Source organism: Pseudomonas sp. HMSC076A11 (assembly GCF_001810205.1).
Taxonomy (GTDB): Bacteria; Pseudomonadota; Gammaproteobacteria; order Pseudomonadales; family Pseudomonadaceae; genus Pseudomonas; species Pseudomonas aeruginosa.
In genome coordinates this window covers 26,434-39,598 of sequence record NZ_KV800269.1, presented here as the reverse complement: position 1 = coordinate 39,598, position 13,165 = coordinate 26,434, and the positions used below count along the sequence as shown (strand labels likewise).

12 protein-coding genes are annotated in these 13,165 nt (G+C 66.6%); 9 read left to right on the top strand and 3 right to left on the bottom strand.

Annotated elements, in window-relative coordinates; genetic code table 11:
* The coding region (locus HMPREF2716_RS03290) for a pyridoxal-phosphate dependent enzyme (RefSeq protein WP_139147658.1) at window positions 1-688 on the bottom strand (688 nt) is incomplete at its 3' end.
* Window positions 689-946: 258 nt separating this feature from the next.
* On the opposite strand from HMPREF2716_RS03290, the gene rpiA reads away from it, so the two are divergent.
* Complete coding sequence (gene rpiA / locus HMPREF2716_RS03285) at window positions 947-1,618, top strand: ribose-5-phosphate isomerase RpiA (protein ID WP_003084386.1); 672 nt, start codon at window positions 947-949, stop codon at window positions 1,616-1,618.
* Window positions 1,619-1,740: 122 nt separating this feature from the next.
* Window positions 1,741-2,073 (top strand): YegP family protein, encoded by a 333-nt coding sequence (locus tag HMPREF2716_RS03280; protein ID WP_003117874.1) that lies wholly within the window; start codon window positions 1,741-1,743, stop codon window positions 2,071-2,073.
* 42 nt (window positions 2,074-2,115) lie between these two features.
* Here the strand turns inward: HMPREF2716_RS03280 and HMPREF2716_RS29940 are convergent, their stop codons facing one another.
* Entirely contained in the window at window positions 2,116-2,841 is a 726-nt protein-coding gene (locus HMPREF2716_RS29940) for a CatB-related O-acetyltransferase (RefSeq protein WP_003117873.1), read from the bottom strand.
* Window positions 2,842-3,130: 289 nt separating this feature from the next.
* Between HMPREF2716_RS29940 and HMPREF2716_RS03270 the strand changes: the two genes are divergently transcribed.
* The gene (locus HMPREF2716_RS03270; protein ID WP_019371361.1) at window positions 3,131-5,074 is read left to right on the top strand and encodes an autotransporter outer membrane beta-barrel domain-containing protein; all 1,944 of its coding nucleotides are present in this window, start codon (window positions 3,131-3,133) and stop codon (window positions 5,072-5,074) included.
* Between the two features lie 39 nt (window positions 5,075-5,113).
* Here the strand turns inward: HMPREF2716_RS03270 and HMPREF2716_RS03265 are convergent, their stop codons facing one another.
* The gene (locus HMPREF2716_RS03265; protein WP_003118774.1) at window positions 5,114-6,079 is read right to left on the bottom strand and encodes an SdiA-regulated domain-containing protein; all 966 of its coding nucleotides are present in this window, start codon (window positions 6,077-6,079) and stop codon (window positions 5,114-5,116) included.
* A gap of 327 nt (window positions 6,080-6,406) precedes the next feature.
* On the opposite strand from HMPREF2716_RS03265, the gene HMPREF2716_RS03260 reads away from it, so the two are divergent.
* The 6 genes from HMPREF2716_RS03260 (at window position 6,407) to aphB (ending at window position 13,123) form a co-directional block, all read left to right on the top strand.
* Window positions 6,407-7,456, top strand: coding sequence for an ABC transporter ATP-binding protein (locus HMPREF2716_RS03260; protein ID WP_023518276.1), 1,050 nt, complete (start codon window positions 6,407-6,409; stop codon window positions 7,454-7,456).
* Window positions 7,453-8,382: an ABC transporter permease gene (locus HMPREF2716_RS03255; RefSeq protein WP_003112953.1), complete on the top strand. Its 930-nt coding sequence runs from the start codon at window positions 7,453-7,455 to the stop codon at window positions 8,380-8,382. The genes HMPREF2716_RS03260 and HMPREF2716_RS03255 overlap by 4 nt, the downstream gene beginning before the upstream one ends.
* The gene (locus HMPREF2716_RS03250; protein ID WP_003112952.1) at window positions 8,379-9,167 is read left to right on the top strand and encodes an ABC transporter permease; all 789 of its coding nucleotides are present in this window, start codon (window positions 8,379-8,381) and stop codon (window positions 9,165-9,167) included. The genes HMPREF2716_RS03255 and HMPREF2716_RS03250 overlap by 4 nt, the downstream gene beginning before the upstream one ends.
* Before the next feature lie 47 nt (window positions 9,168-9,214).
* Complete coding sequence (locus HMPREF2716_RS03245; protein ID WP_003084365.1) at window positions 9,215-10,258, top strand: ABC transporter substrate-binding protein; 1,044 nt, start codon at window positions 9,215-9,217, stop codon at window positions 10,256-10,258.
* 420 nt (window positions 10,259-10,678) lie between these two features.
* Window positions 10,679-12,073, top strand: a complete 1,395-nt coding sequence (locus HMPREF2716_RS03240) for an APC family permease (protein WP_023109561.1) — start codon at window positions 10,679-10,681, stop codon at window positions 12,071-12,073.
* Window positions 12,074-12,088: 15 nt separating this feature from the next.
* Window positions 12,089-13,123, top strand: a complete 1,035-nt coding sequence (gene aphB, locus HMPREF2716_RS03235; protein ID WP_003110574.1) for an acetylpolyamine amidohydrolase AphB — start codon at window positions 12,089-12,091, stop codon at window positions 13,121-13,123.
* The last annotated feature ends 42 nt before the right edge of the window (window positions 13,124-13,165 follow it).

The window sequence follows — 13,165 nt, the reverse complement described above, 5'->3', positions numbered from 1 at the left end:
CGGCGAACAGCCCGACCTGGCCCAGCACCACCCGCTCGCCGGCGGCCATGGCCGCCTGCAGGCAGTTCGACTCGTCCGGCTCGACGCCGATCACCTTGATCTCCGGACGCAGGTACTTGACGTAGGCGGCGATGCCGGCGACCAGTCCGCCACCGCCCACCGGGACGAAGATCGCATCGAGGCGGCCGGGCTGCTGGCGGAGAATCTCCATGGCCACGGTGCCCTGGCCGGCGATGGTGTCCGGATCGTCGTAGGGATGGACGAAGGTGTAGCCCTTCTCGTCGACCAGCTTCAGCGCGTGGGCCAGCGCCTCGGGGAAGGCGTCGCCGTGCAGCACCGCCTTGGCGCCGTGGGCGCGCACCGCCTGGACCTTGATCTCGGGGGTGGTCTTGGGCATCACGATGACCGCCCTGATCCCCTGCCGCTTGGCCGCCAGGGCCAGGCCCTGGGCGTGGTTGCCGGCCGAGGCGGCGATCACCCCGCGGGCCTTCTCCTCCTCGGTGAGCTGCGCGACCTTGTTGTAGGCGCCGCGGATCTTGAAGGAAAACACCGGCTGCAGGTCCTCGCGCTTGAGCAGGACCTGGTTGCCGAGGCGTTCGGACAACTGGCGGGCGGGTTGCAGGGGCGTTTCCACCGCGACGTCGTAGACGCGCGAGGTGAGGATCTTCTTGACGTATTGTTCGAGCATCGGAGGCGGTTCGGCGGACTTCACGGAAGCCCGGAGTCTACTCCAGGCCCGCCGGGCGGACTACCGGCGCGCCGCAGGAAAACACCGCGACTGCCGGTCATCCGGGGCAAGACCGGAGGACGCCAGGCCGCTATAATTCGTCCCTTCGTATCGCAGCGGCACAGGACGTGCCGGAAACCCGCCGGGCCGCCCCGGCCGCGCGCACCCTCCGCCTGCGCCGCCGGGACGGCCGGCCAGGCAACCAGACAGGCACCCGGGATGAACCAGGATCAGCTCAAGCAGGCAGTGGCACAGGCCGCCGTCGACCACATTCTTCCGCACCTCGACAGCAAGAGCATCGTCGGCGTCGGCACAGGCTCCACCGCCAACTTCTTCATCGATGCCCTGGCCCGCCACAAGGCCGAGTTCGACGGCGCAGTAGCCAGTTCGGAGGCCACCGCCAAGCGCCTGAAGGAGCATGGCATCCCGGTCTACGAGCTGAACACGGTCAGCGAGCTGGAGTTCTACGTCGACGGCGCCGACGAAAGCAACGAGCGCCTGGAGCTGATCAAGGGCGGCGGTGCCGCGCTGACCCGCGAGAAGATCGTCGCCGCGGTGGCCAAGACCTTCATCTGCATCGCCGATGCCAGCAAGCTGGTGCCCATCCTCGGCCAGTTCCCGCTGCCGGTGGAGGTCATCCCGATGGCTCGCAGCCACGTCGCCCGCCAACTGGTGAAGCTCGGCGGCGATCCGGTCTACCGCGAAGGCGTGCTGACCGACAACGGCAATATCATCCTCGACGTGCACAACCTGCGCATCGACAGCCCGGTGGAACTGGAAGAGAAGATCAACGCCATCGTCGGCGTGGTCACCAACGGCTTGTTCGCCGCCCGCCCGGCCGACTTGCTGCTGCTCGGCACCGCCGACGGCGTCAAGACCCTCAAGGCCTGAGCCCGCTCGCCCCAGGCCGATGACCGGAGCGGGGCGACACTGCAACAAAAGCGGCTACGCTGTGTCTCAGCAGACGGCTGGTCCGTTGCGATCCGCCTCACCCTGTGAACAAGGAGCTAGACATGGCAGCCAAATTCCATCTGAAGAAAGCGAAAGACGGCCAGTTCCACTTCAACCTGCATGCCGCCAACGGCGAGATCATTCTCACCAGCGAACTGTACAAGGCCAAGGACTCGGCGCTCGGCGGCATCGAGTCGGTGCGCAAGAACTCCCAGCGCGACGGTGCCTTCGAGGTCAAGCCGGCCAGCAACGGCAAGTTCCACTTCGTACTCAAGGCCACCAATGGCCAGGTCGTCGGCCAGAGCCAGCTCTATGCCAGCCAGGCCAACGCCGAAGCCGGCGTGCAGTCGGTGAAGCGCGCAGCGCCGGAAGCCGGTCTCAGCGACGAAAGCTGACCCAGCCCTGGCCGCCGTCGACGCCGGCGGCGGCTGCGGGCCTCAGGACAGCCATTCGATGGCGAACGGCTTGTGCCGGATGCGCAAGCGCCGCGCCTCCTGGCACGCCTGCGGCGGCCGACGCTCCAGCGCCTCGACGCAGGCCTGCGGATCGTCCAGCGGCAATTCGCCAAGCACGTCCAGCGGCAACTCCCACCAGCGACTCGCCAGCAGTCGCTCGATCAGCTCCGGCGCGAAGCGATAACGGAGCACCCGCGCCGGCGAGCCCGCCACCACCGCGTAGGGCGGCACGTCGCGATTGACCAGCGATTGCGCGCCGATCACCGCGCCGGTGCCGATCTCCACCCCATCGAGGATCAGCGCGTCGCGCCCGATCCATACATCGTGGCCGATCCGCGCCGGGGTCGCTTCGCGCTCGGGCTGCAACGGCTTGCGCAACAGCTTCGGATTGGCGGTGAAGGCGTGGGTGCTCAGCCAGTGCATTGGATGCGAGCGGCGCGGCTGACCGATCACCACCCCGGTGGCGATCGAGCAGAAGCGGCCGATGCTGGCCACCTCCAAGAACTCGCAGCCGCTGACCACGTCGGTATAGGCGCCGACCTCCAGTGCCGGCGAATGGATCTTCGCCTTGCCCAGCTTCACGTTCGGCTCCAGCGTCACCTGCGTGCCGTCGCGCAGCGTCTCGACCCCGCTGGCCATGCGGCAACCGTGACGTGCCAGGGCCTTCTTCAGGCGACGGTTGAGCAGGGCTTCGCGGAAAATGTTCATGCGACGGGTATCCAGGAGATCGGCAGGGCGAGCACTGTAAATCGACTGCTCGCGGTTACCAAGCCCCGAAACGGGAAGTCACGCCCCAGTACCGGCCATCGCCGGTAACACTACGTCCAGCACGAAGCTTCCCGCCCATCGCCAGGAGCGACGCTTCTTACAGCCTGGCGACACCGCAGGTCGACCAGGCGTCACTTCGTGCCACCGGGACATGAAACGGTCCGCATCCTGCTTTCCGCGGCGCGAGCATCATTCGATGCACCATCGTACCGACACAGAGGAAAGTGCCGTGTTCAAACCATTAGCTGTCGCTGTAGGCCTGGGATGTGCCGCGCTGTCGTTGGGCGCCAACGCCTACCAATACGGGGAATACGCCGGGGAGACCCTGGAGCGCCTGATCACCGACTACCCGGGCCGCTATCGCGGCACCGCCAGCTTCGCCGGCGCCAGCGAACTGATGCAGTCGCGCCTGGGCTTCGGCTACCAGACCAGTCGCCAGGACTTCACCTGGGCCGGCAACCGCAGTTCACAGAACGTCATCGCCTCGGCGCCCGGTAGCAGCGGGAAGTTCCTGGTACTCGGCGCGCACTACGACACCTACTACGGTCGCCCGACCCTGCAGGGCCTGGACGACAACGCCTCGGGCGCGGCGGTGCTCACCGAGATCGCCCGCAACCTCGGCGGCATCGCCCTGGAGAACGGCCTCGAGGTGGTCGGTTTCGGCGCCGAGGAGGAAGGCCTGCGCGGTTCGCGTGCCTACGTCGAGTCCCTCGACGCCAGCCAGCGCGCCAACCTGCTGGGAATGATCAACCTCGACAGCCTGGTCACCGGCGACAAGATGTACGCCCATGCCGGCTCCAACAGCGTGTCCAGCCCGGCCCTCGGCGCCTACCGCGAACAGATCCTGCGCATCGCCCGCGAGCTGGACATCCCGTTGTTCACCAACCCCGGCCTGAACGCCGAATACCCGGCGGGTACCGGCTGCTGCAGCGACGGCGAAAGCTTCAACGGGATGGACATCCCGGTGTTGTTCATCGAGGCGACCAACTGGGAACTGGGCGACCTGGACGGCTACGAGCAGACCGACAACCCGGCGATTCCCGGCGGCTCAACCTGGCACGACCCGGCCGAGGACAACAAGGAAGTACTGACCAACGCCCTCGGCCAGGAGCGCATCGAGCAACGCATGCGCGACTTTTCCCGCCTGCTGACGCGCCTGGTGCTGGAGCTGACCAACGCCGACCTGCTGGCCTCCACCGCCTCCGGCGGCGCCCTGGCGCGGCAGATGGAAGACCAGTTGCAGCGCCAGCATCAGGCACTGACCCGCCTGCACGACCGCCGCTGGCTGACCCTGCTCGGCAGCAACCGGCCGGTAGGCAGCTTCGACGGCGAGGTGGGCGCGGAGGGCGAGGTCTCGCCGGACAGCGGTTTCGACATGCCTGGCAATCCGGAGTCCAGGCGCGCCGGCGTGCATCTGCTCGGCGACTACCGCTACAGCGAGGCCCTGACCCTCGGCGGCAGCCTGGCCTTCCAGCGCAGCCGCGACAAGCTGGACCATGGTGGGCGCATCGAGGGCGACACCTGGCAGCTCGGCCTGTTCGGCCTGTACAACGACGGCGGTCCGGAATGGCTGGCCGGCGAGCTGAACCTCGGGCATACCCGCTACGACAGCAAGCGTTCGGTCTACCTCCAGGCCGCCGGCGGGCCGGTGCTGCTCGACCAGCGTCTGTCGGGCGACACCTCGGCCTGGTCCTGGGGCGCCCGGCTGGAAGGCGGCTATGACTTCAGCTTCGGCGAACTGCGGAGCGGGCCGCTGGCCGGCCTCGACTACATGCACTACCGCATCGACGACTTCCGCGAGGACGAGGCCCTGCGTACCGCACTCGGCTACGAGAAGCAGGACTACGACTCGCTGGAGGCGAGTCTCGGCTGGCGCCTGCGCGGCGAGCTGGCGCTGGGCGCGAGAATGCGCCTGCAACCCTACGCCAGCCTGCGCTGGGTCCGCGAGCTGGCGGACGGACGCCTGGACGACATGGACCTGACCAGCCGCGGCGACGGGCGTGTCCGGGTCGCCGACATGGGCGGCGTGGACAAGGATTTCGGCCGCGCCCAGCTTGGCGCGCAACTGGCGATCACCGAGCAGCTCGGGGTCTTCGCCGAAGCCAACAGCCGCTTCGCCCACAGCGAAGGCAACCAGGCGGGCTATTCGCTCGGGGTGAACTGGCAGTTCTGAGCGGGCCAGGGGACGCTCCTGCCGTCCCCGTATGCCGCGTCAGGGCTGCGCCGGCTCGTCCTTGCTGAACACGTAGAACAGGTTCGGCTCGCTGACCAGGTAGAGCACGCCACGGTCGTCCATCGCCACGCCCTCGGCCTGCGGCACGCTGCGCTTCAGGCCGTGCATGCCGCGCAGCAGCGACAGGGTGCTGACCGGCTCGCCGTCGGTGTCCAGCTCGACTACCAGACGCGACTCGTCGGACAACGCCAGCAGGTGCCCGGTGCCCTCGTCGAACTGCAGGCTGGACAGGTCGCGGACGAACAGGCGCTTGTCGCGCCCGGGGTCGTCCACCACGTGCACGGCGAACGGTTTGTCCGCCTGGGTGTGGGGGAAACCGTGGATCTCGTAGATGCGCACCGGGTCACGCTCCTTGGCGACGAACAGGCGCTTGCCCTCGGCGTCGTAAGCTAGCCCTTCGAAACCCTTGTTGCCGTTGAGGCCGATACCCAGCGAAAGCTGCTGGGCATCGGCAGCGTCGATGAAGCGCGTGTCGTCCTCCAGGCGCACCTTGACCAGGCGTTGCTGGCGCTCGTCGGTGATCACGTAGACGCCGCGGCTGATGTACTCGATGGCCTCGGCGTCGCCGAAGCCGGTCAGCGGGATGGTCCGCAGTACCTTGCCCTGCAAGGACAGCTCGATGATCTGCGCCGGCTGGTTGGTCACGGTGAACAGGGTGCGCCGGTCGGGATCGAAGGTCAGCGCGGAAACGTCGTCGTTCAACCCCTCGATGGGCTGCGCCTCGATCCGCACGCGGTAGTCCGGCAGCCATATCGAGCGCTCTTTCCAGGCATCGGCGTGACGCCACTCCTGGACGGCGAACCAGGCCCGGTCGAAGACCCGGAAGCTCTGGCCGAGAAGGACCAGCGCGGACAGCGCGACCAGCAGGACGGCCAGCAGCAGACGGCGAGGCGTGAAAGCTCGGGACATGGAAAACGGCTCGGGAGTTTGGGCGTGGATAGTCATAGCATAGAGCCTGTACGCTGTATGGAAACGGGCTGCGCCCGACCTTTCCTACGCAAGCTACGGCTCCAGGCTGAAGCCAAGCTTAAAGTCAGCCAGCCGCCCGGGCGACTCGGACAGGTCCGAGTTTCCTGTCCGAAAGAGACGACAAGAGAGCATCCGCAGTCTTCTTCCAGCGCCACCAGATTGGCCTGTTCGATCCCTTATTGGCCGCATCTATCGTTCTGCGCCCGCGGCGCCCCGGTCATTATCGAACCGCAGCAGGTGAAGCGGGCCCCAGAAACCGCAAAACCTCAACAATAACAACTGCTTGACTGCATGGAATTCAGCATGACCAGCGCGATAGCCATCGAGCGGATCTGCATGGAATTCGGTACCCCCGGCCAAGGCCTGAAGGCCCTTGACGATGTGTCCCTGGATATCCACGCCAACGAATTCTTCACCCTCCTCGGCCCTTCCGGCTGCGGCAAGACCACCCTCCTCCGCCTCATCGCCGGCTTCGAACAGCCCAGTTCCGGCAGCATCCGCCTCTATGGCGAACACATGGAAGGCCTGCCGCCGTTCCGCCGCCCGGTCAACACGGTGTTCCAGAGTTATGCGCTGTTCCCGCACATGAGCGTCGCCGACAACATCGGCTTCGGCCTGGAGATGCAGGGCCGCCCGCGCAGCGAGATCGACGCCACCGTGAGCCGCATGCTCGACCTGGTGAAGCTGCCGGAGGTCGGCAAGCGCCGCGCCGACCAGTTGTCCGGTGGCCAGCAGCAACGCATCGCCCTGGCCCGCGCGCTGGCCAGCCGGCCCAAGGTGCTGCTGCTCGACGAGTCGCTGTCGGCGCTGGACCTGAAGCTGCGCAAGGAAATGCAGATCGAGCTGAAGCGCCTGCAGCACGAGACCGGGATCACCTTCATCTTCGTCACCCACGACCAGGAGGAAGCGCTGACCATGTCCGACCGCATCGCGGTGATGAGCAAGGGCAAGGTGTTGCAGGTCGGCACGCCCAGCGACATCTACGAGGCGCCGCTGAACCGGGCGGTCGCCGACTTCATCGGCGAAACCAACTTCCTCGAGGGCCAGGCCGACGCCGACGGCGTGCGCCTGGCGGACGGCCAGCGGCTGGCCGCGACGACCCCGGGCAGCGGCGCTGTGACCTTGGCGATCCGCCCGGAGCGCACCGAACTGGCCGCCGACGGCCAGTTGGAAGGCGTGCTGGAAAACATCGTCTATGTCGGCACCGATACCGTCTACCACCTGAACGTGGCCGGACAGTCGGGCTTCCGCGTGCGCCAGCAGAACCGCGACGGCGCACGCTGCCCGCACAGTCCGGGGGCGAAGGTGCGGGTGCGGATTCCCGCCGCCGCCATCCGGGTGCTCGCCGAATGAGCACCGCCGGCCGACCTACCGCGCAACAGTCGGCCGAACGCCGGCAGCTGCGTCGGCGCCTGCTGCTGAGCAGCCCGGCGATGCTGATGCTGGTGCTGTTCCTGGTGATCCCGCTGGGCATCATGTTCGCCGTGTCGATCCAGCAATCCGGCGACTACGGCGGAGTGAAATGGGGCCAGCACAGCCTGGAGGCCTACCTCAATTTCCTCTGGGAACGCGACCTGGACGACAGCCTGGTGTTCAACGCCGACTACCTGGGCATCTTCCAGCGCTCGTTCTGGCTCTCGCTGCTGACCACCCTCGGCTGCCTGGCGCTCGGCTTCCCCACCGCGCTGTACCTGGCGTTGCAGCCGGAACGCCGGCGCAACCTGCTGCTGTTCCTGGTCACCGTGCCGTTCTGGACCAACCTGCTGGTGCGGGTCTACGCCTGGATCCTGCTGCTGCGCAACGGCGGGCTGGTGGACGCCGGCCTGCAAGGCATCGGCCTGACCGACACCGGGCTGGGGCTGCTCTATACCGACAACGCGGTGATCATCGGCCTCCTTTATACCTACCTGCCGTTCATGGTGCTGCCGATCTACAGCAGCCTGGAAAAGATGGACTGGCGCCTGGTGGAGGCGGCATTCGACCTCGGCGCCAACCGCTGGAAAGCGCTGCGCCGGGTGATCGTGCCGCTGGCGATGCCGGGGATAGTCGCCGGCTGCATCCTGGTATTCATCCCGGCCCTGGGCAGCTACATCATTCCGGAATTGCTCGGCGGCGGTAAGGCGCTGATGATCGGCAACCTGATCCAGCTGCAATTCGGTACCGCGCACAACTGGCCGTTCGGCGCCGCCCTTTCGTTCGCCCTGCTGGCCTTCGTCCTGCTGGCGATGCTGATCTACAACCTGCGCTTCCGGGCCAACGCCGGCGGAGGCCAGCCATGAACGGCCGCAATCCACTCTGGACCTTCAGCGGCGTGCGCCAGGCCGCCTGGCTGTTCTTCGCCTTCCTCTACATCCCGATCCTGGTGCTGGTAGTGCTCAGCTTCAACAGCGGCCAGTCGGCGACGCTCTGGGAGAGCTTCAGCCTGAAATGGTATGCGGTGGTGGCCAACGATCCGGAAATCCTCCGCGCGGCGAAGAACTCGCTGCTCGTCGCCACCCTCGCCACCCTGGCCTCGACCGTCCTGGCCACCCTCGCCGCGCTGGGCATGCGCGGTCGCGCCTTCCGCGGGCAGACCCTGATGAACGGCGTTCTCGGCCTGCCGCTGCTGGTGCCGGAGATCGTCACCGCGGTGGCGACCCTGATGTTCTTCTCCTTCATCGGCCTGAAGCTGTCGTTGTTCACCATCCTCATCGCCCACATCGTGTTCTGCATCCCCTTCGCCTACCTGCCGATCCGCGCCCGCCTGGAGGGCCTGGACCCGCGCCTGGCGGAGGCCGCCGCCGACCTCTACGCCTCGCCGTGGAAGGCCTTCTGGAAAATCACCCTGCCGCTGCTGATGCCCGGCGTGCTGTCCGGGGCGATGCTCGCGTTCATCATCTCGATGGACGATTTCGTCATCACCTATTTCGTCGCCGGCGCCGGCGCAACCACCCTGCCGGTGTACATCTTCAGTTCCATCCGCATGGGCATATCCCCGAAGATCAATGCGATTTCCTCGATCATCCTCATGATTTCCATCGCCTTCGTCGCCCTGTCGTACTACCTCGGCCAACGCCGCCGCTGAGAACCTGCCTCCACGAAGAAAAAACAGAAGATCGCCAGGAGTCCATCATGACCTACCGCACACCGCTCACCCTGCTCTTCGCCGCCGGTCTAGCCCTGGGCGGCCAGGCTCGCGCCGAAGGCACCCTGCACTTCGCCAACTGGTCGGACTACTACCCGCCGGAGTTACTGAAGAAGTTCGAGAAGGACACCGGGATCAAGGCCACCCTCGACGCCTACGACAGCAACGAGACGCTGCTGGCCAAGCTCAAGGCCGGTGGCGGCGCCTACGACGTGGTGGTGCCGTCGGACAGTTTCATAGAAATATTCGTCAAGGAGGGGCTGCTGCAAAAGCTCGACAAGAGCCAGTTGCCGAGCCTGGGCAATCTGAAGGAAAACTTCCGGACCCTTGGCTTCGATCCCGGCCACGACTACAGCATTCCCTATCTCTGGGGCACCACCGGCTACAGCTACGATACGGCGAAGGTGCCGGGCGGCAGGCTGGAAGAAAGCTGGAAGCCGTTCTTCGAACCACCAGCCGAGCTGAAAGGCAAGGTGGTGGCTCTGAACTCCATCGAGGAACTGTTCATTCCCGCCACCTACTACCTCGGCATCGACGAATGCACCGAGGACGCCAGGGAAGCGCAGAAGGTCCTCGACCTGCTGCTCAGGCAAAAGCCGGCGCTGGCCATGTACAACAGCGACGGCACCATCGAGCGCATGGCCGCCGGCGAGGTCGCCATGCACCAGCAGTGGAACGGCGCCTTCCACCGCGCCCACGCCCAACGCGCCAGCCTCGAATACGTCTATCCGAAGGAAGGCATCCGGCTGTTCATCGACAACTTCGCGATTCCGCGCGACGCCAGCAACGTCAAGGAAGCCCACGTCTTCATCGACTGGATGATGCGCCCGGAGAACATCGCCGCCGCCTCCAACTTCGCCAAGTACAACAACGCCATCGTCGGCTCGGAGAAATTCATGGAGAAAGCACTGTTCGACGACCCGGCGATCAACACCCCGCAGGACAAGCTCGACCGCCTGAAGCCGTTCAAGCTCTGCTCGCCGAAAGCCCTGGCGTTGCGCAGCAAGGTCTGGACCAAGCTTAAGAAATGATCGACGCGGCGCTGGCGGCCAGCTCGCGCCAGCGCTGGCCGGCCAGCCAGCTTGGCCATTTCGATCCCTTTTTGACCGTCTACAGGGTTCTCCCCGGCGAAACCGGATTGCTAGAGTCGAACCGCGCCCTCCTCGAGGGGTCGCCCGGAGCCGCGGAAACGGCGCCGGCAGAGCCCAAGGGAACCTCGCGACCGCGAGCTAGAAATCCAACAAGAACGCTTCCTGAGAACGCCATGAACACTATCGACGCCCCAACGCCCGTGCCCGCACACGCCGCGCGCCCTCTCGTCACTGCCATTTCCACCGACCCGGCGGAAACCCCAGCGGTTTTCCACTAGCCCGTCCATTCACCCGGCGCAGGAAAGGTCCGCCCAAGCGGCCGCCTGCGGGATCGATACGGCATTTCGCGAGGAACGGAACATGGCCAGCGAACGCAACAACGGCATCCTCATCGGCGGCAAGCGCCCCGAGTACGTCCACAGCGCCCAGGGCACCGGCCTGCGGCGCATCCTCGGGCTTCCCGCCCTGGTCTTCTTCGGGCTGGTCTACATGGTTCCGCTGACCATGTTCACCACCTACGGGGTAGTCACCGAGATCACCGGCGGTCGTACCGCCAGCGCCTACCTGATCACCCTGGCGGCGATGCTCTTCACCGCCTTTTCCTACAGCTTCATGGTGAAGAAATATCCCATCGCCGGCTCGGCCTATTCCTATACCAGCCTCAGCTTCGGCCCCTGCGTCGGCTTCCTCGCCGGCTGGTCGCTGCTGCTCGACTACCTGTTCCTGCCGATGATCAACTACCTGCTCATCGGCCTGTTCCTCAACATCGCCTTCCCGATGGTGCCGGCCTGGGTCTTCGTGCTCGCGGCGATCGGCCTGGTCACCGTGCTCAACGTGATCGGCATCAGCTCGGTGGCCGGCATGAGCAACGTGATCGTCGGCGCCCAGTTCGTCTTCGCCGTGGTGTTCGTCGCCATGGCGGTCAAGCACCTGGCCGGCATCCCCTCGCTGGACCTGAGCCTGCCCTTCGTCGGCGACGGCAGCCAGCCGGGCTTCGCCCCGTTGATGGCCGGCGCGGCGGTGCTGTGCCTGTCGTTCCTCGGCTTCGACGCGGTCTCGACCCTGGCCGAGGAAACCCGCGACCCGCAACGCGACATCCCGCGCGCCATCGTCATCACCACGGTCGGCGCCGGCCTGCTGTTCACCATGCTGGCGGTCTTCAGCCAACTGGTGTTCCCCGGCAGCGTATTCCAGGACGCCGAGTCGGCGGCCAACGAAGTGATGCTGGCGGCCGGCGGCAAGTTCCTCGCCAGCTTCTTCACCGCCGCCTACGTCGCCGGCGCCGCCGGCTCGGCGCTGGCCTCGCAGGCCTCGGTGTCGCGCATCCTCTACAGCATGGGCCGCGACGGCATCCTGCCGCGGCGCGTGTTCGGCAGCCTCTCGGAGCGCTTCAAGACGCCAGTGATCGCGATCCTGGTGGTCTCGGTGATTTCCCTGCTGGCGGTGGTCATCGACCTCACCACCCTGGCCTCGATGATCAGCTTCGGCGCGCTGGTGGCGTTCTCCGCGGTGAACCTGGCGGTGATCCGCAGCTACCTGCTGCTCGACGGCCGCCGCGCCCCGCGCGACCTGCTGCGCTACGGGCTGGTGCCGGCCATCGGCCTGGGCCTGACCCTGTGGCTGTGGACCAGCCTCTCGGCGCTGACCCTGGTGATCGGCCTGACCTGGTTCGCCGCCGGCCTCGCCTACCTGGCGTTGCATACCGGCGGTTTCCGCCGCAAGGCGCCGACCGTGACCTTCTCCGAACAGAACTGAGCCCGGGAGCCCGACATGCTGACCATCTACAGCGACGACCATCGCCTGCACCACGGCCGGCACGAACTGATCGGCGGCCAGTTCACCCCCTGCTTCGAAAAACCCAGCCGCGCCGACATGGTCCTCGACCGCGTGAAGGCCGTCGGCCTCGGCGAAGTCCGCGCACCGCGCGACTTCGGCCTGGAACCGATCCGCCGGGTGCACAGCGAGGGTTTCGTGCGTTTCCTGCAGAACGCCTGGCAGGACTGGCTGGCCACCGGCCGCAGCCACGACATGCTGCCGATCGCCTGGCCGACCCGGCGCCTGCGGCAGACGGAGCCGGACAACATCGACGGTCGCCTCGGCTACTACTCCTTCGACGCCGGCGCGCCGATCACCGCCGGGACCTGGCAGGCGATCACCAGTTCGGCCAACGTCGCCCTCAGCGGCCAGTCCGAACTCGCCAACGGCGCGCGCTCGGTATTTTCGCTCTGTCGCCCGCCGGGCCACCACGCCGCGGCCGACTACATGGGCGGCTATTGCTTCTTCAACAATGCCGCCATCGCCGCCCAGGCCTTCCTCGACCGGGGCGCCGGGCGGGTGGCGATCCTCGACGTCGACTACCACCATGGCAACGGCACCCAGGACATCTTCTACGACCGCGCCGATGTGCTGTTCACCTCGATCCACGGCGATCCGCGCTTCGAATACCCCTATTTCCTCGGCTACGCCGACGAGAAGGGCAACGGCGTCGGCACCGGCTACAACTTCAACTACCCACTGGCGGCCGGCAGCGACTGGGCGACCTGGAGCCAGGCGCTGCAGGCGGCGATCCGGCAGATCCAGGCCTATGCGGCGGACGTCCTGATCGTTTCCCTGGGGGTGGATACCTTCAAGGAGGACCCGATTTCCCAGTTCCGCCTGGACAGCCCCGACTACCTGCGCATGGGCGAAGCCATCGGCAAGCTCGGCCTGGCCACGCTGTTCGTGATGGAGGGAGGCTACGCGGTGGAGGAAATCGGGATCAACGCGGTGAACGTGCTACAGGGTTTCGAAGGGGTTCACCGGTAAGCCCGCCCGCAACTTCGCCCGGTCGGAACGCGAAACGGCCCG

What these genes read in the sequence shown, in the direction of transcription:
- HMPREF2716_RS03250 (WP_003112952.1), top strand. Translation starts at nt 8,379, where the DNA reads ATGAACGGCCGCAATCCACTCTGGACCTTCAGCGGCGTGCGCCAGGCC.
- HMPREF2716_RS29940 (WP_003117873.1), bottom strand. Translation starts at nt 2,841, where the DNA reads ATGAACATTTTCCGCGAAGCCCTGCTCAACCGTCGCCTGAAGAAGGCC.
- aphB (WP_003110574.1), top strand. Translation starts at nt 12,089, where the DNA reads ATGCTGACCATCTACAGCGACGACCATCGCCTGCACCACGGCCGGCAC.
- HMPREF2716_RS03260 (WP_023518276.1), top strand. Translation starts at nt 6,407, where the DNA reads ATGACCAGCGCGATAGCCATCGAGCGGATCTGCATGGAATTCGGTACC.
- HMPREF2716_RS03240 (WP_023109561.1), top strand. Translation starts at nt 10,679, where the DNA reads ATGGCCAGCGAACGCAACAACGGCATCCTCATCGGCGGCAAGCGCCCC.
- HMPREF2716_RS03265 (WP_003118774.1), bottom strand. Translation starts at nt 6,079, where the DNA reads ATGACTATCCACGCCCAAACTCCCGAGCCGTTTTCCATGTCCCGAGCT.
- HMPREF2716_RS03280 (WP_003117874.1), top strand. Translation starts at nt 1,741, where the DNA reads ATGGCAGCCAAATTCCATCTGAAGAAAGCGAAAGACGGCCAGTTCCAC.
- rpiA (WP_003084386.1), top strand. Translation starts at nt 947, where the DNA reads ATGAACCAGGATCAGCTCAAGCAGGCAGTGGCACAGGCCGCCGTCGAC.
- HMPREF2716_RS03255 (WP_003112953.1), top strand. Translation starts at nt 7,453, where the DNA reads ATGAGCACCGCCGGCCGACCTACCGCGCAACAGTCGGCCGAACGCCGG.
- HMPREF2716_RS03245 (WP_003084365.1), top strand. Translation starts at nt 9,215, where the DNA reads ATGACCTACCGCACACCGCTCACCCTGCTCTTCGCCGCCGGTCTAGCC.